Source organism: Bacteroides sp. 214, from assembly GCF_010501015.1.
Classification (GTDB): Bacteria; Bacteroidota; Bacteroidia; order Bacteroidales; family Bacteroidaceae; genus Bacteroides.
In genome coordinates this window covers 46,114-64,589 of sequence record NZ_QVML01000006.1, presented here as the reverse complement: position 1 = coordinate 64,589, position 18,476 = coordinate 46,114, and the positions used below count along the sequence as shown (strand labels likewise).

Annotated in this window: 16 protein-coding genes and 2 pseudogenes; 11 read left to right on the top strand and 7 right to left on the bottom strand. The window is 37.3% G+C overall.

The genetic code is table 11. The features are described from left to right. Window positions 1-68: 68 nt before the first annotated feature. On the bottom strand, window positions 69-530 hold the full coding sequence (locus D0T50_RS06200) for a crossover junction endodeoxyribonuclease RuvC (protein ID WP_163222644.1): 462 nt from the start codon (window positions 528-530) through the stop codon (window positions 69-71). Then, window positions 530-766 carry a helix-turn-helix transcriptional regulator gene (locus tag D0T50_RS06195; protein WP_163222643.1) on the bottom strand — a complete coding sequence of 79 codons (237 nt, stop codon included), beginning with the start codon at window positions 764-766 and terminating at the stop codon, window positions 530-532. The genes D0T50_RS06200 and D0T50_RS06195 overlap by 1 nt, the downstream gene beginning before the upstream one ends. Window positions 767-1,116: 350 nt before the next feature. On the opposite strand from D0T50_RS06195, the gene D0T50_RS06190 reads away from it, so the two are divergent. The 11 genes and pseudogenes from D0T50_RS06190 (at window position 1,117) to D0T50_RS06145 (ending at window position 10,903) form a co-directional block, all read left to right on the top strand. Further along, entirely contained in the window at window positions 1,117-1,722 is a 606-nt protein-coding gene (locus D0T50_RS06190; RefSeq protein WP_163222642.1) for a hypothetical protein, read from the top strand. 3 nt (window positions 1,723-1,725) lie between these two features. Next, window positions 1,726-1,914 (top strand): hypothetical protein, encoded by a 189-nt coding sequence (locus D0T50_RS06185; RefSeq protein WP_163222641.1) that lies wholly within the window; start codon window positions 1,726-1,728, stop codon window positions 1,912-1,914. Between the two features lie 660 nt (window positions 1,915-2,574). Continuing rightward, a pseudogene (locus tag D0T50_RS13975) lies at window positions 2,575-2,715 on the top strand (hypothetical protein); the annotation flags it as partial. An 81-nt stretch (window positions 2,716-2,796) separates the two neighbouring features. Then, window positions 2,797-3,423, top strand: a complete 627-nt coding sequence (locus D0T50_RS06180; RefSeq protein WP_163222640.1) for a hypothetical protein — start codon at window positions 2,797-2,799, stop codon at window positions 3,421-3,423. Then, window positions 3,420-4,241 carry a nucleotidyl transferase AbiEii/AbiGii toxin family protein gene (locus tag D0T50_RS06175; RefSeq protein WP_370520890.1) on the top strand — a complete coding sequence of 274 codons (822 nt, stop codon included), beginning with the start codon at window positions 3,420-3,422 and terminating at the stop codon, window positions 4,239-4,241. Before D0T50_RS06180 ends, D0T50_RS06175 begins: the two co-directional genes overlap by 4 nt. Before the next feature lie 12 nt (window positions 4,242-4,253). Continuing rightward, window positions 4,254-4,490: pseudogene (locus D0T50_RS06170) on the top strand (tyrosine-type recombinase/integrase); the annotation flags it as partial. A 353-nt stretch (window positions 4,491-4,843) separates the two neighbouring features. Further along, the gene (locus D0T50_RS06165) at window positions 4,844-5,611 is read left to right on the top strand and encodes a type IV toxin-antitoxin system AbiEi family antitoxin (protein WP_163222639.1); all 768 of its coding nucleotides are present in this window, start codon (window positions 4,844-4,846) and stop codon (window positions 5,609-5,611) included. A gap of 81 nt (window positions 5,612-5,692) precedes the next feature. Next, a complete protein-coding gene (locus D0T50_RS06160) occupies window positions 5,693-7,402 on the top strand; it encodes a DUF262 domain-containing protein (RefSeq protein ID WP_163222638.1) in 1,710 nt (569 codons plus the stop codon). Window positions 7,403-7,726: 324 nt separating this feature from the next. Beyond that, entirely contained in the window at window positions 7,727-8,770 is a 1,044-nt protein-coding gene (locus D0T50_RS06155; protein ID WP_163222637.1) for an endonuclease/exonuclease/phosphatase family protein, read from the top strand. A gap of 4 nt (window positions 8,771-8,774) precedes the next feature. Further along, window positions 8,775-10,385 carry a patatin-like phospholipase family protein gene (locus tag D0T50_RS06150; protein WP_163222636.1) on the top strand — a complete coding sequence of 537 codons (1,611 nt, stop codon included), beginning with the start codon at window positions 8,775-8,777 and terminating at the stop codon, window positions 10,383-10,385. After that, window positions 10,382-10,903: a GNAT family N-acetyltransferase gene (locus tag D0T50_RS06145; protein WP_203558197.1), complete on the top strand. Its 522-nt coding sequence runs from the start codon at window positions 10,382-10,384 to the stop codon at window positions 10,901-10,903. Before D0T50_RS06150 ends, D0T50_RS06145 begins: the two co-directional genes overlap by 4 nt. Before the next feature lie 20 nt (window positions 10,904-10,923). Here the strand turns inward: D0T50_RS06145 and D0T50_RS06140 are convergent, their stop codons facing one another. The 5 genes from D0T50_RS06140 to D0T50_RS06120 form a co-directional block, all read right to left on the bottom strand. Next, on the bottom strand, window positions 10,924-12,048 hold the full coding sequence (locus D0T50_RS06140) for a hypothetical protein (RefSeq protein WP_163222635.1): 1,125 nt from the start codon (window positions 12,046-12,048) through the stop codon (window positions 10,924-10,926). Next, a complete protein-coding gene (locus D0T50_RS06135) occupies window positions 12,045-13,220 on the bottom strand; it encodes a helix-turn-helix transcriptional regulator (RefSeq protein WP_163222634.1) in 1,176 nt (391 codons plus the stop codon). Before D0T50_RS06135 ends, D0T50_RS06140 begins: the two co-directional genes overlap by 4 nt. A 345-nt stretch (window positions 13,221-13,565) precedes the next feature. Then, window positions 13,566-16,037, bottom strand: a complete 2,472-nt coding sequence (locus D0T50_RS06130; protein ID WP_163222633.1) for a TonB-dependent receptor domain-containing protein — start codon at window positions 16,035-16,037, stop codon at window positions 13,566-13,568. 626 nt (window positions 16,038-16,663) lie between these two features. Next, window positions 16,664-17,974 carry a DUF4010 domain-containing protein gene (locus tag D0T50_RS06125; protein WP_163222632.1) on the bottom strand — a complete coding sequence of 437 codons (1,311 nt, stop codon included), beginning with the start codon at window positions 17,972-17,974 and terminating at the stop codon, window positions 16,664-16,666. Window positions 17,975-17,983: 9 nt separating this feature from the next. Next, window positions 17,984-18,460 carry a CYTH domain-containing protein gene (locus D0T50_RS06120; RefSeq protein WP_163222631.1) on the bottom strand — a complete coding sequence of 159 codons (477 nt, stop codon included), beginning with the start codon at window positions 18,458-18,460 and terminating at the stop codon, window positions 17,984-17,986. Between the last annotated feature and the right edge of the window lie 16 nt (window positions 18,461-18,476).

The following is an 18,476-nucleotide window of genomic DNA, read 5'->3' as shown; positions in this document are numbered from 1 at the left end:
ATGTCGCTACTAAATGATAGACTATATTTTTAGGTATTTATTATACTATTATATATAATAAATACCAGTCACTTGCTACATTGCCTTTTCAACCACACAAAAAGAATTGCTATTGCGTCCGTTATATTGTCGGATTGAATACATGTTCTTAGCCTTTTATTGATGTAGTCTTTTATTTTGTCTTTGCTTGCGAACGGGTCTCTTATTAATGCTCGTTTCCATTCTGTAGGCTGATAGCCTTTTGTTATTAGTTCTATGTTGTGTAACTGGCAATAAAGATTTAATACACCGTGATAGTTTGCAAGCCGTTGGAATGTCTTCACATTTTTAGATAAAAATATGCTTTCAGCTACTATTCGGGTAACTTTGTATTTTGCTGTTATGTTACTGAGAAACTTCCATAAATCTAATTCTCCTTGTTTTAGCTTAATTTCGCCCCACTCGGTTACTCTTGTTTCAACTGCAACACACCAACCCGTTAATGTTGCACAATCCAATGACAATGTATTGTTTGATGTTTTTTCACTCATTAATCTTCATAATTTTGAAATTTGTCCGTAAAGATGTACATTTGCCTGTGAGTACCTTTGTTTTCAATTCTGATGTACCCCAGTTGTTCTAATTGATACAAATACGTTTTAACGGTTACGTGGCTTAATCCCTCAATATCGGTAGCGATTGACCGATATGATTTGTTAATGGTGTAGCCGTACTTTTTCTTCAATTCGCTAACAAACGACCGTAGTCTAAAATTTAATGTCTTCATTGTTCTAAATATTTTAATTTTTAATTCGTTTATGAATAGAAAATTTCGCTTACATAGGTTTGAAATTTTAACATATTCCACTACCTTTGCAGAGCCTCAACGATGAGGTGTATTTACTTAGTAAGCGTTTAGATATTATCTTATATCAGGAATCTGGACAATTCCAAACAACAAAGATGATAACGAACGGCTTACGTCCAGTTGTATATTTCAAATATACGATAAGGGCGTGGGCTGTTGTTATTGCTTGTTGTTGGGCAGTCCAGAGCCTCTGATAAAGTGATGGCTACAGTTCCCACGCTTTCATTATTTATTAAAGCTCACTTGGGAACAGTGGGTCTTTAAATGATATGGATATTATAGATTTATTGCTTATTGTTTTTGTTTTTGTTGTTGTAATAACCTTAGTTCATTTGTTTGCATCTTATGATAAGGATGCAGTTCTAAAAAAGGAAGAAAAGCAGAAGAAAGCAGAAGAAAGGAAGAAAAGAATAGAAATGCGAAAAGAAGCATGGGCTAAAGAAATTATGGAAAGAGAAAGCCAGTTTGGTAAGCTCACGAAAACAATAAACTTTACTATTGGCGAAGAAGACCAAATATATGTATATGAGAAAGGTCGAGTAGTGTTCATCTATAACGAAAGATATTCTTTTGATGACATTATTTCTTGTAAAATAGAAACAAAAACAATTAGAGGAGCTGAGAAACACATAACAAAACCAGATGAATACGAATTAGCAGAGGAGCAGATTTTGTGGGGAATGGGGAAAAAATATAATGTCAAAACCACAACTCAAGTGCTTAGAGAGCCTGATAGGACAACATATACCGTATATGTCGGGATAAATAGTATAGCAACTCCACAAGTCGGTCTTAATTTAGGAAGCAATGCGTCAAAAGCAAATGAAATAAATTCGTTGATGAATGCTATAATACATTCCAATAGCAAAGAATAAGAAATGGACGATAACAACGACTGGGAAGACTTCGACTACCACCAGAATACAAATGAACTAACGGATTGGTTTGAGGATGAGGATGAAGATGAGGATGACCCTAAAAAGGCTGAAATGTCTTCAAATGGCGGTTGCTTTTCTGTGCTTTTGGTTATCGGTTGGCTCGTTTTTGATACCATTTTTTTGCGATGAAAATCTATCTAAAAAAACGAAATTCAGAAAAAACGGGTGGAATTTATATATAGTATCCGTACTGGAGGAAGTACCCACCCTCTTATTTTTTTCTTTATGTTGGCTGGGTGGCTTTGATTTGCTTTGTTTGTTTGTTCTGTAATTTGTGCAGTTAGTTTGTGGTTTTGAAAGTAATTACCTCCAAATTTTTCAAAAATTCTTCTATCTTACTGATATTTATTTTCTTGCGAATGATTGTTTGTTTTCAAATTTAGTTGCATATTTGCCCCAACAAAAATCAATAATCGTTCTTTGGAATCAGCTGTTTTGTGCAGTCATTTTGTGCAGTCTCATTGTCGAGCAATATACAATTAACTGAAAATCAGCTACATAGGCTAAATAACGGTTGAGTCCCTTCAGCCGCACAAAGAAGACCTTCGGAAGTTCCGAGGGTCTTTTTGTTTGTGTGTAATTGAAATGTATGGTGCGGATTATCAGATAGTTAATGAAAATCGATACCAAAATCAGATTAATTAATTTATACTTCCAAAGAAAGAGTTTGGGTAGCAATTTATAGTTAATTGACTTTGCCACCAATTTAACATCTAAAACTGCAAAAATTATGGCAAAAACAACATTTAAAGTAAACTTCCAATTAAGAAAAGATAAAATGGTGAACTACCTATTGCAATAAGAATAACTCTTAATGGAGATAGGACTGAATTTACCTCAAGACATAATGCTCGTCCAGACTTATGGAGTATGAAAACCAATAGAGCAGTGGGTTTGTCACCGATTTGGATATATTTTGGTTTGGTTTAGCAATTTTTGCGCAGTTATTCTTTTTTTATTCAACTAAGTGTGCAAAAATTACTATATTTGTTCGTCAATTACGCATGAAATATGGAAGAATTAGAACAATTAGGCATAATACCGGTTGACTATGCGGTATTACGTTCGCTGTTTGTAGGTTATCATTCCCCCCGAAACAAGATTGCCAATCTTGAACAGGCAGGAAAGATAATCCGACTGAAAAGAGGAATGTATGTTGTATCACCCGAAGTAAGCAAGCAACTGTTATCCCTAGAACTGATTGCGAATCATATATATGGTCCATCTTATGTTTCTATGGAGAGTGCTTTGCGCTATTACGGATTGATTCCTGAACAAGTATATACTGTTCGCTCCTTGACAACCAATCGCTCAAAGTCCTTTGAGAATTCGATAGCCAATTTCGAATACATAACAACAAACGATGCTTATTACGCCATTGGCATAAAGCAGGAAACAATTGAAAACAGATATACTTTCCTGATAGCGACCCCCGAAAAGGCTTTATGTGATATGATTACCACAACGCCACACTTGCGAATACAGTCAGAAAAAGCTTTAGTGGCTTACTTAAAAGAAGATTTGCGGTTTGATATGTCCAGCTTAGAGGTGATAGATTTTAATATTGTAAAAGAGTGTTTAGAAGTCGGGAAGAAAAAGGAAGCATTACAAATCTTATTAAATTTCTTAGAATCATGAACATATTTGAACAAATGCTCTCGAGATACGAGATAAAAACTAATGAGCAAAAGAGAAATGCAATACACGAAGTAATGCAAGAAATAACGCTTGCGGGATTATACCGTGGAGGATTCTTCGATAAGGCGGCTTTTTATGGAGGTACTTGCTTGAGAATCTTTCATGAGCTTCCTCGATTCAGCGAAGATATGGATTTCTCTCTTGTCGGAAAAGATGAGACGTTTGATCTGGAAAGCTATTTTCCTGCTATTATAGATGAATTCAAAGCAGCAGGTCGTGATATTGTTATTACTCGCAAGGAAAAGAAGAAAGAAACAAAAGTTGAATCGGCCTTTTTAAAGGATGACACGGCAATATATGACGTTAAGTTCAAAACGGAAAAAGATTTAAAAATCAAGATAGAGGTTGATATTGATCCACCTCTTGGGTTTACTACAGAGCAGAAACTGTCGTTGATGCCTTTTTCATTTATGACCCGTTGTTTTACTCTTCCCGATTTATATGCAGGAAAGATGCACGCTTTGTTATTTCGTAATTGGAAAACTCGGGTAAAAGGTCGAGACTGGTACGATTTTGAATGGTATGTACGGCATAATGTTTCACTCGATTTTGCCCATCTACAAATCAGAGCCAAAGAGTTTAACGGTATGGATATGGATAAGAAGGACTTTACCACTATGCTAAAAGAAAGACTTTCTTCTACTGACATTGCTATGGTGAAACGTGATGTACTTCCATTTATTCAGAATCCCAAAGAATTGGATATCTGGTCGAATGATTATTTTCTGCAGTTAGCTGATAGGGTTAAGTTCTTGTAAGTGATGTGAAAAACAAGTCCGATAGCCCAGCAACTGAAAAACTATGCTGTGAAGTATGGACTGAATGAGAAAGTAGTATATCCACATTCATTTCGTCACCGTTTTGCTAAATTTTTTTTGGAAAAATTCAATGACATTTCTCTGTTAGCAGATTTAATGGGACATGAGAGTATTGAGACAACTCGCATCTATCTTAGACGCACAGTATCTGAGCAACAAGAGATTGTAGATAAGGTTATAACTTGGTAGTCAAAAGAAAGAGGGTGTGTCACTTCAAATATGACATACCCTTATGTCATGAATTGTAATAGATTCAAGTACAGTCTGCGAGGTCTAATTATGCTGCGAGGCAAGAGTCAGGGCAAGACCTTAGGCCAGAGCAGAGAGAGTTAAATACCCCCACAATGTATTCTGAAATTCCTAATAAAGAGAATGAAATTGCCTCTTCCTAAAAAAGAAGCTTCTGAGGCATTTTATCGAAAGCGAGTTTGCCCTCATTCTATACCCAAAGTATAGAATAGCAAAACAAACTCAACCATGCTTTGGTGGTTTATGTAGAAAACCATAACTTTGAAGTTGAATTTAATTCGCAATTATAAACCATGAGTGTAGAAAACAAAAATAAAATCAACCAACTATTGCAAAAGAGCAATCCTGAAGAGTTGTACTTTTCTTCATGGTTAAAGGAAAACGGATATTCCGATCAACTTGTGAAGAAATACAGAGATTCCGGTTGGTTATCCTCATTGTCTAAAGGTGTGATGTATCGTACAGGCGATAAGCCAACCCTATTTGGTGCTTTAGAGAGTTATAACAGACAGTTAAATAAGAATTTCCATATAGGTGCTCTTTCTGCTTTTGAACTAACAGGTCATGCTCACTATATTCCTATGGGAAGAGCTACAATAACCATCATACATCCGAAACAAGAAGTTGTTCCTGATTGGCTAAAAAGCTATGATTTCGGTTATACATTAGAGTTTTTCTCGACAGAATCACTTCCTAAGCCGAAATTAATGAACTACAAACCGGAGTATCCAAACACACAGGTATCTTCGCATGAGCAAGCCTTTTTTGAGTGTTTGTTGATAGCTCCCAAACGGTATTCATATATGGATTTATACCATGTGATGGAAAACCTGACCACACTCCGTCCTAAAGTATTGCAAAAGTTATTGGAGAACACAGATAATTTAAGAGTCAAACGAATGTTTCTATACATGGCAGAAAAAGCCGATCATCAATGGTTTGAATATCTTAATTTAAACACAATAGAGCTCGGAACTTCAAAACTTCAACTGGTGAAAAATGGGGGTTATGTTCCTAAGTATAGGATTACTGTTCCTATAGAATTGCAAGAGTATGAATAAGATGCAGAAGATATGCTATATTTTATCAACTTGGATAATCCCTGTTACAATAAATAGTATAATAATTTAATAAAAAGAAAAATGGCAACAAAAAATTTATTAGGAACAAGAACAGTTAGTCTAAATGACATTTTTAATAGCAGTAATATATATCGTGTTCCGCAATTTCAAAGAGATTATTCTTGGACTCAGGATAACTGGGAAGATCTATGGAATGATATTGAGATCGCTGTTGAATCCAAACAAATGCATTATATGGGTTCAATCGTCCTACAAAGTAATGACAGTAAAGATTTTCTGATTATAGATGGGCAGCAACGATTTACCACATTAAGTATTTTAGTCCTTGCAATAATAAGTGAGATAGAACTACTTGTTGAAAATAAAATTGAGGAAAATGAAAATAAGGAAAGAGTAAATTTGTTAATGACTCAATATATCGGCCAGAAAGACCCATCTTCTCTTTCATATTCCAGCAAATTGTTTTTGAATGAAAATAATGATTCATTCTATCAAAGTAGATTGCTGAAGTTTAAAAAGCCATTAAATATTAGTAAGCTTTCTGATTCTGAAAAATTAATGTGGAATGCATTTGTTTTTTTTAAAGATAGGGTTTCAAAACATTTCAAAGATATATCAGGAGCAAAACTAGCCTCATTTTTGAATAATGATATAGGTGAGCTTATGATGTTTATTCAAATAACTGTTGAAGATGAACTAAATGCTTATACTGTTTTTGAAACTTTAAATTCAAGAGGTGTAGAATTGACCTCTACAGACTTATTAAAAAATTATTTATTTTCTTTAGTAGCAAAAAGTGATATAGATCTTCAACAGGTAAAAAATCAATGGAAGAGGATAATCGATGTTGTTGGTTTAAAAGATTTTCCAGCTTTCTTGCGTTACTATTTAGTTGCTACACGCAAACAAATATCAAAAGAATATCTCTTCAAAGAGATAAAAAATTATGTTAAGTTGGATAAAGCAGTATTTGAACTATTAGATAGATTGGAGTTCTATGCATATAATTATATGGCTTTAGCGGCTCCAGGTGATGAATTATGGAATACTGATAAAGATAATCACACTGCAATAATCATATTAAAAACGTTTAGAGTGACTCAATGGAAACCACTATTAATGGTTGCTTGTGAAAAATTTGAAGTGGGTAGTAATGATTTTAAACGTTTGCTCCAGGCTATTGTTGTTATTTCTTATAGATATAATGTCATTGCAAAATTACAAACTAATGAGATGGAGAAAGTCTATAGCAGAGCAGCGATTAACCTTTATAGAAATCCTAAGCCGACTATACAGGGTGTTTTAAATGATTTAAAGAGTATATATGTTGATGATGAAAAGTTCAAGCATTATTTTTCATTAAAACAATTTAACACTAACAATTCCACTGATAAAAAATCACTCCGATATACTCTATATAATCTGGAATCTCAAGAGAATGGAGGATGTCTATATGATTTTGATACAGACAAAGGCACCATTGAGCATATATTACCAGAAAGCTATCCTGCTATTTGGCAAACAAAATTTACTGAAGATGAATTTAGCAAAAATGTATATAAATTGGGCAACTTAACGATTTTAGAAAGTTCTAAAAATAACAAAGAGGCTGCCGACAAAGATTTTGAAACGAAAAAAATCATTTACAAGACAAGTAAATATGCCATTACAAAAGTTATTGATGATACAGAATGGAAACTACAAAATATCAATATTCGTCAAAACAAATTTTCCAAACTGGCTTGTGGAATATGGAAAATTCAATTTTAATTTTTATACTTTTGACCTTACCAACCCCCACCAACGCAAGACGTTGCAACCCGGTGCATTAAAATCGTGACTTATTCGTAACCCTATGGGTTTTCTGAATTTGCAAAATAAAGATATTCAGTCGGTTAATTAGCAGCTTCTGCTGCCTTCAGTCCGCACAAAAAGACCTTCGGAAGTTCCGAGGGTCTTTTTGTTTGTGTGCAAACGGGGTTTTAAACCCTAAGTACTTCTTCCATACACAAAAACAGAATAAAATAATTTACCTTTATGTACTGATATATAACATAGTTTACTACTTTTGTTGAAAATCAACACACTAATATTATGCCCTACTACTCGCCATTAAAAAAAATCAGGGATAAAGAGGAACGATTACGTGCAATAAATAAAATATTATTGCTGCGTTCCCAATTGGATAAGGAAATCCCATCAAAGACAGCTACCGACACATTGTTACTTGCAACCTGGAACATCCGGGAGTTTGGAGACAACCGGAGATTAGAAAGCTTATACTACATTGCTGAGATTGCCAGTCGTTTCGATTTAATTGCTATTCAAGAAGTTGCTGCCAACCTAAAAGGTCTGGAACACCTTGTTAGCCTGATGGGTTCGAATTGGGATTACATCGTAACAGATAGCACGGATGGAACAGCTGGAGGAGGAGAAAGAACAGCTTACCTCTATGATAAGAATAAAGTCTTTTTCCGCAAAATGGCAGGAGAAATTGTCTTGCCCGGCAACAAGCTTATCCTAGACGAACACCAGTTCGCTCGTTCGCCTTTCTGTGTTGCATTTCAGGCTGGTTGGTTCAAATTCCACCTGGTAACTGTGCATATTTACTATGGAAAATCAAGTGGGGTAGACCCACGTCGGGTAGCGGAAATAGAAAGCATTGCAAAGTTTCTTACCAATCGTTCTAAGAAGGAAGAAACAAGCTACGTCCTTCTAGGAGACTTTAATATCCCAAAATGCGGAGATGAAATGATGCAAGCTTTGGAGAAAAATGGTTTTTCTATACCGGATTGTATCAAGGAACATCCTTCCGATTTAGGCGCAACAAAACATTACGACCAAATCGCATTCAATCTGAAACTGGACCAAACAATGACAATTTTTTCCGAAAAAGATCAAAAAGCCGGTGCTTTCAATTTCACAAAGTCTGTCTATACCCCTGAAGATTTGAATACGTATAGATCGTATTTCGACAGAAAAAACACAGATGGAAAGACTGAAAAACAAATTGAGAGTTACTATCTCTCTAAGTGGCGCACTTTCCAGATGTCGGACCATTTACCTCTCTGGGTGGAGCTCAAGATTGATTTCAGCAATCAATACCTTGAGAGGATGCAAAACAATATTACTCTTTAATATTATGTCTGCCAACTCTAATCTTAAAATAGCTCTGACATTCTCCGGAGGAGGATATAGAGCAGCAACTTTCCATCTGGGTGTATTGTCTTATCTTTACTCTTTTAAGTTGGATGAAGGAAGTTTACTTGACCGCATTCATGCCATGTCTACTATTTCGGGAGGAACAATAACTGGTCTTCGGTATATGCTGGGCGTAAGTCGCAACGAACTGCCCGAAGAGATATTCAAAAAACTTTATCACTTTTTGACGGAGGTAGATCTGCCGACAACCGCCATGAATCATCTACATGAAAAAGATAAAGGTCAAACAGTATCTCTGATACGAACGATGGCCAACATCTACAACGATAAGCTGTTCGATGGTGCACGTTTCGGTGAAGTAATGGATGGGTTGAGTAAGAACCACATTCAACAATTCTCTGCTAATGCGACTGATTTTGTTAATGCTCTTCCTTTCCGCTTTCAGGCAACGGCAGGCAGACAGGAATCGAATACCGGATATGGTATAATCGGGAATTATTCCACCCCCATCTCTCGCACCATAGCAAAACACATTCGTCTTTCTGAAATACTGGCATGCTCTTCTTGTTTCCCGAGTGGATTTGAGCCTCTAATGTTTCCGACCGACTTCGATTTGGGAGATTCGCAGGAAGTAAAAGAATACATAGCAAAGAGAGAAGCTATCGGAATTATGGATGGTGGAATTGTAGACAATCAGGGAATAGAGCCAATCATATTGGCAGACGACAGAATGGTAAAAGCAGCATCTGGAGAAAAAGAAGCAGGTTTCGACCTGGTTATTATTTCTGATGTGGCCAGTCCGTATATGGACGCCTATAAAACTACCGATGTAGAACTACCGGCAAAACTGAATAAACTCACGTTAAAGAAACTATCCTCGTTTCTCTGGGCAGGCGGATTTGCAATGACTTTACTGACGGGGCTCTCGTTTTATTTTGCCCCCGGTTCTTTTATTTCTGGAGTTCTTTTCGCTGTCTGGGCTATTGTAGCAGCGTTGCTTGTATATTATTCCATCCTAAAAAACAAAGTTCTTGATTTAATAAAAGGGTCGATTATAAAAAACAGCTTTCAAGCAATCAGCAATCTTAAAGTGGGAGATATTGCCACATTGGTAGTTAATCGCGTTAATTCAGTATTAATGTTGACAACAACTGTATTCATGAAACACCTGCGCAGAATGAATTATCGCACAGCATACAATAAAGAATCGTGGAATAACCGAGTCATAATGAATGGCGTTTATGAACTTCGTCCGGGAGAATCATGGGTTTCCAAATTAAAAAAGAAAGAAATACCTGAATACTTGAAACCGAGCGAAGCTATCCAGCAAACATCAGAGAAGGCAGCATCTATGGGAACTACACTTTGGTTTAGTGAAGAAGATAAGAAAAACGGTGTGCACGACGCACTTGTAGCTACCGGACAATACACAATTTGTTTTAATCTTCTGGAGTATATTTATCTCATTAAGAAAAACCCCGTAAATCTGAATGAACAGCATCACTTTCTAATTTCTCTTGAAGAACGATTAAAAGCAGACTGGGAGGAGTTTCAAAAAAACCCGATGTGTAAAAAAACAACCAGTATATGAAAATGATAGAAACAGAACGTTTGATTCTCCGTCCAATAGTAGCAAACGACGCAGAAGCTATTTTTGAATATTCTCAAAGCAAGAACGTTGGAATCAATGCTGGGTGGAAGCCACATGAAAGTATTGAGGAAACACGCGAGATTATGAAGTGTGCTTTTCTTGACCAAGAGTATGTTTTTGGTATAGAGTTAAAGGAAACAGGTAAACTATTTGGTACGGTTGGCATCATTCCAGACCCTAAAAGGCAAAACAATAAAACAAGAATGATTGGATATGCTATCGGAGAAGAATATTGGGGAAACGGTTTTACCACTGAGGCTGTGCGCGCTCTGCTTCGTTTCGGCTTCGAGGAGTTAAAACTTGACCTTATCTCCGCCTACTGTTATCCCTACAACGAAGGGTCAAAGAGCGTATTAATAAAATGTGGATTTACTTATGAGGGCACGCTCCGCCTAGCAGAGGAGCGTTATGACGGAGTTGTTTTCGATAATGACTGTTACTTCATTATGCGCCAATAGAATGTTTACGGAGTTTGTTGTTATTCAAAGATCTTCAATACTCTTTGCTCATCTTCATCATTTTTTGCTCGGAGATAGCTGCGATAGCTATTGAAACCTGCTCTATGTATCAAATCCAACGGAGCATCGGCAGCAGAAGATGTTGTACGCAATCGTTCGAGCTCTCTTAACCTAAGTCCATTAATGTAGCTACAGAAGTTCATGCCATATTCTTTATTTATATAGGCAGAAAGATAGCTGCGGTTGGTAAGAAGGTCGGAACAAAGGTCCGTTACCTTTAAGTTGGGGTTTAGATATGGCTTTTTCTCTATAATATACGCCTGAAACTGCTTATGATTAATCTTTGCATGCCTGCTTGCCAAACTGTACCTCCACTCTTTATTATCTATGAGTACATAGTTTTTAGACAACAGGTTGTATAAAATTATACAATGTTGCAGTAGCGCCATCAAAGCACCTATTGTTGTAAGTGGCACCGTCAAAATCATATTCCGATTTACAACTGTAGCACCAAGCGGAAGCGGTATATTGATTAACGTTAACACAACAAAGAGGTACATCCATGATGCTGAATTCTTTTCGTTGTCGGCAGAATAGTTGATAACCTCCCTCCTGTAGTTGCGCACCCTAAGCAAATCTAATGTAGAATAGGTAATATTGTAGATACAGAAAATCAATGTGGAGGAAGAGAATAAAAATGAGCGGACAGGATATCCGGATAGGATAAAACCTCCGCTTCGTACAAGTTCGCACCTCTCTTCAAATGGAATCAGACTAGAGCAAACACCCGTAATCAACACGATAATGGAAGGAATGATAAAGTGTATTTTGCGAAATTTCTGCCGGTTATCTACTTGCGTTAATGTAAACACAAAATAGTACAATAATACCTGATTATACATTAACACCCCGAAGAAAAGATAATTAAACCAAACAAACAGATTTGCGTTAATCAGGTAAACAATAGCACCTGCCCAGCACAAAGAACCTACAAAAAATGAGACACTTATAATTGCAGAAGGCTTCTTTTGAGTAGAATCTTCCGTTTCTCTGTTATATATAAAACATAAAACAGAGCATATCAATGCCGAGAACATAGTCGAAGATAATGTCACGACCTTTACTATAAATTCCGTATCCATCATAATTCCTCGTTTCCTTTCGCTTTCAATGCACGCATATAGTGCTTTGTGTCCTTAAACCCAGCCTTGGTAACCAACAAAAAATGTGCTTTCCCTGCATTTATAGGCAATGCGGCAATCCTGTCAAATTCGCGTAACCTCAACTGATTAATATATCTATTGAAGTTCATTCCGTATGTTTGGTTTATAAATTTGGACACATACGTGCGATTCGTATTAAACTCACTTACCACACTCTCCATCTTAAATTGCGGATTAATATATGGTTTCTCTTGCTTTATGTAGAGTTCAAACTCTTTTTGATTCAAATTACGAGCTGGTCGCTGTTTTTGTTGTTCTATAGCTGATTGCTGTGAAGGAATTTTAACTTCAATCTCTGGCTTTAATACCTTTATCTCCTTCAATGGAATTAGTATGTGCGATAGGAATTGCTTGGTTACTATATAGTAGGTTAAAACGATCTGCTGTAGCACAATAAGTGCACACGCAATCATTGTTAATGGCGATTTATATACCTCCTCATAAGGATAGAGAGTGCCCAACAACGAACAAAAGATTGAAGAGACAGTAAGAAGTAGCAACAAATGAACACTGAGAATCGTTTTTTTACATAAACCCGGATGTTCATATACATAGGTAGTATACCTGCGTAACCGCACAATTGTAATCGCAATATATACCAGTCCAAAAAGCAAGCTTACTTCTGTTCTGGAAAAGAAGAATTGTGTATACAGTTCATAACCTTCGGGTACATAGTACTTACGCCCTTCTATAATCATAAGTTGGGTTTCGAAGGGTACAAAGAAAGACCAAACCAATAACGTAACACTTATCAATACTGGTAATAAATAATGCCAACGATTAAATTCCTTATCCGATTGAGTCTGAGTAAGAATATAGAAAAAATGATAAAACAACACCTCTGCCATCAAATAAGAAAAATAGCACAAAACGTTCATGTAAACAAATCCTTCGGGAAGATAGAAAAACATAAATGTAGAGAGCCAAGAGATAGTTGTTAGAAAGAAACACCAGAAGAATATCTGTTTAACTTTACATTCAGTACGCGAAGTTGTATGACGCAACGACAACAGCAATAATATAGACACAGTAGCCGCCGAATAGGCAGGAACCATCATATATATTAAACTAAAATATTGTCCAATAGTCATCATTGTGTTCAAAATTAACTATTATTTTCGAACACAGTATATTTTTTTACCTTTTTCCCTTCCTACTTTTACGATTTTTCAAAGTGTGTCTCTCATTTTTTTGCTACACCATACGCCCTATTGATAATAAATAAAGAAAAATAGCACAGGAAGTTATTCTAACGCCTATCAGATTTGAAGAAAAACGGACTTCACTTTGAGTATGAATGAACGTTGCTTCTATAAAGAGTGAACTTCAAAATTAACGAAAACAGACTCCATTACCAGACAATACAAAAATAAACGAGGAGAGGAAGATCGTTACATTCTTCCTCTCCTCGTTAAATTCTTTATTCCTTTACAAGCAAATTACTCTCCGCCGGCTCCTGCACTACCTCCGCCCTCTTTCACGTCGTCGTTACTGATAGAGCGTGCAGCTTTTTTCACTTGTGCCTTCAGTTCGCCAAGACGGTAACTAATATTGATTCCAAAGCGGCGTTGTACTTGCTTACTACTGCTCCATTGAGAATAATTCGTTCCGATTGTTTGGTGTTTGTACTTGTTGTACTTATCCAAGAAGTTTTGCGCAAAAAGACTGACGGTAAGGCGTTCTCCTTTGAGGAAAGACCTGTTTAAACTCAATGCATAAAAGGAGTAACTATAGCCCGAGCCTTGTAGCATAATTTGCTTAGTGCTTCCACCGGCATTAAGGCTTGCTCTAATTTTCAACGGGAATGTGTGCTGAACACTTCCATAGGAGTAGAACTGCCATCCGCTGTTCTTTATATCACTCCCGCCTACAGTTGCTCCGGGTGCTCTCATGTCGCTGTATCCACCACTTCCGTTAATAGAAAGACGTGTTTTAGGCGTAGCATTCCAGTTCAGATAAAAATTCATGTTGGTATTCCGACTTTTACCTATATTTTCGTAGGTGCTGTAGAGAACATTATTATCAATCAAGCTAGCTACTTGCTCAATACTATTGTTATTGAACGAGTGTCGTAATGAAAGATTAGCACTGAACTTGGCAGTAAAACTGCTAAAGGTTAGGTTAAACGCATGGCTTTTTTCTGTGTCCAAATCGGGATTACCTTGAAAGATACTCGTGGGATTACTTGTATCTCTATATGGATTCAAGAAGAAAATAGAAGGGCGCCAAATGCGCATATTATAACCAAAGCTTAGGTTCTGGGTCTGTCCAAGTTTATATGCCACTGTTGCCGAAGGTACCAAATTATTATAATCTACACCATAATTTTCGCCTGGGGTGTCAATGTATTTCACATTCTGGTTGGTATATTCATAACGCACTCCTGTTTTGAGAGAAAACTTCTGATAGCGCAATGTATAGCCAAGATAAGCAGCCAAGATATCGCTGAGATGTTTGTAATGACTACTACGATTATAATCCCATGTGTTGCTACCATCAAGATATACTTTGGTATCGCTAATGTTATTGCGGATAATGTATTTGGTTCCTGTCTCAATAGTATGAAGTTTTCCTATCGGCGTCACATAATCAGCTTGGAAGGTATGTTCAGTAGTACTCATATCTTGGTCGGACCGGCGGTCTTGCAAATCAAGTATTTCTTCCCAGTCATGGGTTTCATCTTTGTCTTCAAAGTTCAAATAGTTCGTATACGAATCATTTGTTCGTGGCTGTGTGTTAATTCGATACGAAAAAGTGAGCATACGCCCTTTCAGTTTAAACAATCTCTGATAGTCTATATTTCCACGGATGGAATACCAAGAGTTGTCTCCTCTGCTCTTTGCATTATATGAGTAAGTATTCTGAAAGTCTGTTCCGCTATAATTTTTCGAGTTACTATCTCCACCATAAAGTCCAAACGAAAGTGATATTAATCGCAGTGTATCCAATTCATAACTTGCTTCCAGATTACCGTGCTGAAAAGTCATATCGTTTTTGCCGGAGCCATTATTAAATAACCTGTCAGACTCACCGGCTGTTTCGCGTGTTGAATAAGAGTAGCTTTTAGGATTGTCGCTATAACTGATTCCGTAGTTTCCCGAAACCGTCAATTTGCCACTTTTCACAGTACCAAAGAGTCCACCACCGGCACCGGCATTCGTAGCACGAGCGCTCATCGTTAGAGTGTATCCTTCAATACCCGCCCCGCTAACAGTTATAATATTCAAGATACCCCCCACTCCTTCGGCATCGTATTTAGCACCGGGATTGGTAATAACTTCAATAGACTTAATGGAATTTGCCGGCATACTTTGGAATATTTCCTTCGGGTTATTACTCATCATGGTATTCTCCTTACCATTTACCTGTACCTTGAAGCTACTGCTACCATTTACTTGGATATTATCCTCACCATCAACCGTAACGAGTGGTACTTTGCGTAACATTTCAATGACGGAGTTGGTTTTAGAGTCGGGATCGTCTTCGATGTTGTATTCTATTTTATCAATATCGACCTTTACAAGGGGTTTTTGTGCAACAACCTCTACGCCAGCCAGTTCTTTGGCATCATCGTTAATATACATTGTGCCCAAATCTACGGTCTTTGTTTCAGGAGTTAGCTTAAATTCTTTAGCAATAGCAACCCTACCTACCGAAGTAATGGTCATAACAAAGTCGCCCGACTGATTAATTGTTTCTTCAAACTTCCCGTTCATATCTGTTACAGCCATTTTAACTGCTTTGCCGGGTGCTGTTTTTAGAGCAAACCTAATGGTGGCATAAGGTTCTCCTTCATTGGTTAGCGAATCAAGTAAAACCCCTTTTACAGTATAAGCTACAGGGGATGAAGTTTGCGCAAAAGTTAGGGTTGATACTATAAGAGTAAGTATCAACGCAATAGTTCTGATCATAATAGTAGTTCGTTGTCCACTCAAAGGTAGGTGTGATTAATAAATAAACGACAAAGCTATAACGAATTTAAACAGTTACTACCAAATCGTAGTTAAGAAATCGAAAGAAATTACATCTTTTTCCTTTCGTTATGTTTTAACTTGTTAAAGAGTTTTATCTAAATAAACCCGTTGGCGGAATTAATTCCTCTATAGGATGACCGGTCACGAGCCATAAGCTGACGAAGCATCTGCCATAGGCTGACGATGCACGAGCCATAGGCTGACAGGGCATGAGACTATGGCTGACGGGGCATGAGCCATAGGCTGACAGGGCGTGAGACTATGGCTCACAGGTGCATTTAACTAAGAGCTTTAAGCAATCTTCTTTTCTGACTGATTTTTACTTCATTTCTGACTGATTTTTATCTCATTTCTGACTGTGTTTTGCTTCACTTTTGACTGTGTTTTTACCACAAAATCAGTCAGAAAATTAGGCGTGAAAACCCTGTGAAGGATAAAAGAGGGGGTCTTCACACGCAACTTGCTTACTATCATTCGCTTACAGCGATATGTGAATGTGAAGACCTATTTGCTAAAACTACATTTGGAGTGTATATTAAGCTGTTGGGTTGGTAAAATATGCACTAATTAATTCCGCCAACGGGTCTAAATAAGTAGAAAAGAAGGATTAAAAGGATGTTCATAACAATAACTACCCCAAATCCACCAAATGCCCACTTGCGCAATTCGGCTCGCTTCCCCGAGAAAAAGAAAGCATAGCAAAGATTTACAAATATACTGCTTACAATGGCTTGCATGCTGCTTGCTGCAACTACCATAACAGGAATAGCAGCATCACCATGCAGCAAATTTAATATAAATGGAGTGATATCGCTCAGACCAGAAACGAAAGAAAGTGCGGTCAATCCACCAGTACCAGCATACTTAAAGGTGTAATGTGTTACAAGCGTGAAGACTACAAACAAACAAGCAAATATCAATGCTATCTTAAATTCAAGCGGGTTGCTACTATCATCTTCATCTACATCGCTTTTCTTCTTCTTGGAGCGTTTGGAGTATATAAACAGAGATACACCCGCCGCTACTACCGACATAAAGAGTAAGTATGGATAAACAATAGAGAAAACCTCTTTGCTGAATATCGATATAAGAATCATAAAACGCAAAAACATCATGCTTACCGCAATAAGCATAGCTGCTACGTATTCGGGGATTTCTTCCTTTACAACCGTTTTGCACTTGCGTGCCAATACAGAAATGGTAGCTGTGCTACTATACAGCCCACCTAAGATGCCCGAAACCAATACTCCCGATTGCTGAAACACATACCTCTTCAATAAATAGGATAAGTATGAGATGCCCGAAACAACTACCGTTGCCAGCCAAATGGAATAAGGAGTCAGTGATATTTCGGGAACTATATTCTCATTGGGAAGCATTGGGAGAATGATACCACTAATGGCTAAAAACTTAGCCAAAGTTACCATTTCATCGCTCTTCATGCGTTGAGCTATCTCAGTAAAGGTGTGTTTAAGTTCGGTAAGTAGTAAGATTGTTACTACAATCATCAAATAAAACCAAGAGGGTTGGGTTATGACGATAGGCGCTAAACAATAGGTAATAAGCGCAATAACAATCGTGGTGATACCGAACACATGAAACTGTGTAGACTTAACATAGTAGTTCAATGCCAAAAGACCACCCAAAACAAATCCGCCCGCCATAAAGAGATACATTGTATCCTTGTCTAGAATATAAAGGATATACCCTAATATACCTATAAACGTAAAGGTGCGGTCGGTACCAAAGAGTGTTTTCTCTCCTTCGCGCGCCAAACTGATGCGTCGTTGCGACAATCCGATAAGCAAGGAAAAGAGCGTCACTAAAATAAACGTAACTAACTCTTCAGGCAGGTGTTCATATAAACGTTCCACAGCAAGGGGTTATTTATTATTCCACGAAAGATAGGGGTTTGTCAACAAGCGCGAGTTATAATAGCGTATATCGCCTGTAACTTCTTGCCCTATAAAGGATGGTTTGACAAACTCTTCCGCTTCGGATGATAATTCAACTTCTGCCACCACAAGACCTTGGTTACTACCATAGAACTCATCTACTTCAAAGAGGTGTTCTCCGCTGCGTACCAAGTAGCGGGTTTTATGAATAAACCCGCCGACACATAATTTTAGTAATTCTTTGGCTTCCGCCAAGGGTATCTCTTTCTCCCACTCGTAGCGACTCATGCCCGAAGCACTGGTAGGACCTTTAATGGTAAGAAAAGCAGTGTCGTTCTCTATGCGTACACGCACTGTTCGCCCTCCATCGCTACAAATATATCCTTGCATCAGTTCTTTTTGCGCAAAGGCATATGGTTTGAATTCTCCTGTTACTAAAAATTTACGTTCAATTTCTTGTGCCATAGCTAGTTGAAAGAAC

What these genes read in the sequence shown, in the direction of transcription:
- D0T50_RS06200 (WP_163222644.1), bottom strand. Translation starts at nt 530, where the DNA reads ATGAGTGAAAAAACATCAAACAATACATTGTCATTGGATTGTGCAACA.
- D0T50_RS06195 (WP_163222643.1), bottom strand. Translation starts at nt 766, where the DNA reads ATGAAGACATTAAATTTTAGACTACGGTCGTTTGTTAGCGAATTGAAG.
- D0T50_RS06190 (WP_163222642.1), top strand. Translation starts at nt 1,117, where the DNA reads ATGGATATTATAGATTTATTGCTTATTGTTTTTGTTTTTGTTGTTGTA.
- D0T50_RS06185 (WP_163222641.1), top strand. Translation starts at nt 1,726, where the DNA reads ATGGACGATAACAACGACTGGGAAGACTTCGACTACCACCAGAATACA.
- D0T50_RS06180 (WP_163222640.1), top strand. Translation starts at nt 2,797, where the DNA reads ATGGAAGAATTAGAACAATTAGGCATAATACCGGTTGACTATGCGGTA.
- D0T50_RS06175 (WP_370520890.1), top strand. Translation starts at nt 3,420, where the DNA reads ATGAACATATTTGAACAAATGCTCTCGAGATACGAGATAAAAACTAAT.
- D0T50_RS06165 (WP_163222639.1), top strand. Translation starts at nt 4,844, where the DNA reads ATGAGTGTAGAAAACAAAAATAAAATCAACCAACTATTGCAAAAGAGC.
- D0T50_RS06160 (WP_163222638.1), top strand. Translation starts at nt 5,693, where the DNA reads ATGGCAACAAAAAATTTATTAGGAACAAGAACAGTTAGTCTAAATGAC.
- D0T50_RS06155 (WP_163222637.1), top strand. Translation starts at nt 7,727, where the DNA reads ATGCCCTACTACTCGCCATTAAAAAAAATCAGGGATAAAGAGGAACGA.
- D0T50_RS06150 (WP_163222636.1), top strand. Translation starts at nt 8,775, where the DNA reads ATGTCTGCCAACTCTAATCTTAAAATAGCTCTGACATTCTCCGGAGGA.
- D0T50_RS06145 (WP_203558197.1), top strand. Translation starts at nt 10,382, where the DNA reads ATGAAAATGATAGAAACAGAACGTTTGATTCTCCGTCCAATAGTAGCA.
- D0T50_RS06140 (WP_163222635.1), bottom strand. Translation starts at nt 12,048, where the DNA reads ATGATGGATACGGAATTTATAGTAAAGGTCGTGACATTATCTTCGACT.
- D0T50_RS06135 (WP_163222634.1), bottom strand. Translation starts at nt 13,220, where the DNA reads ATGATGACTATTGGACAATATTTTAGTTTAATATATATGATGGTTCCT.
- D0T50_RS06130 (WP_163222633.1), bottom strand. Translation starts at nt 16,037, where the DNA reads ATGATCAGAACTATTGCGTTGATACTTACTCTTATAGTATCAACCCTA.
- D0T50_RS06120 (WP_163222631.1), bottom strand. Translation starts at nt 18,460, where the DNA reads ATGGCACAAGAAATTGAACGTAAATTTTTAGTAACAGGAGAATTCAAA.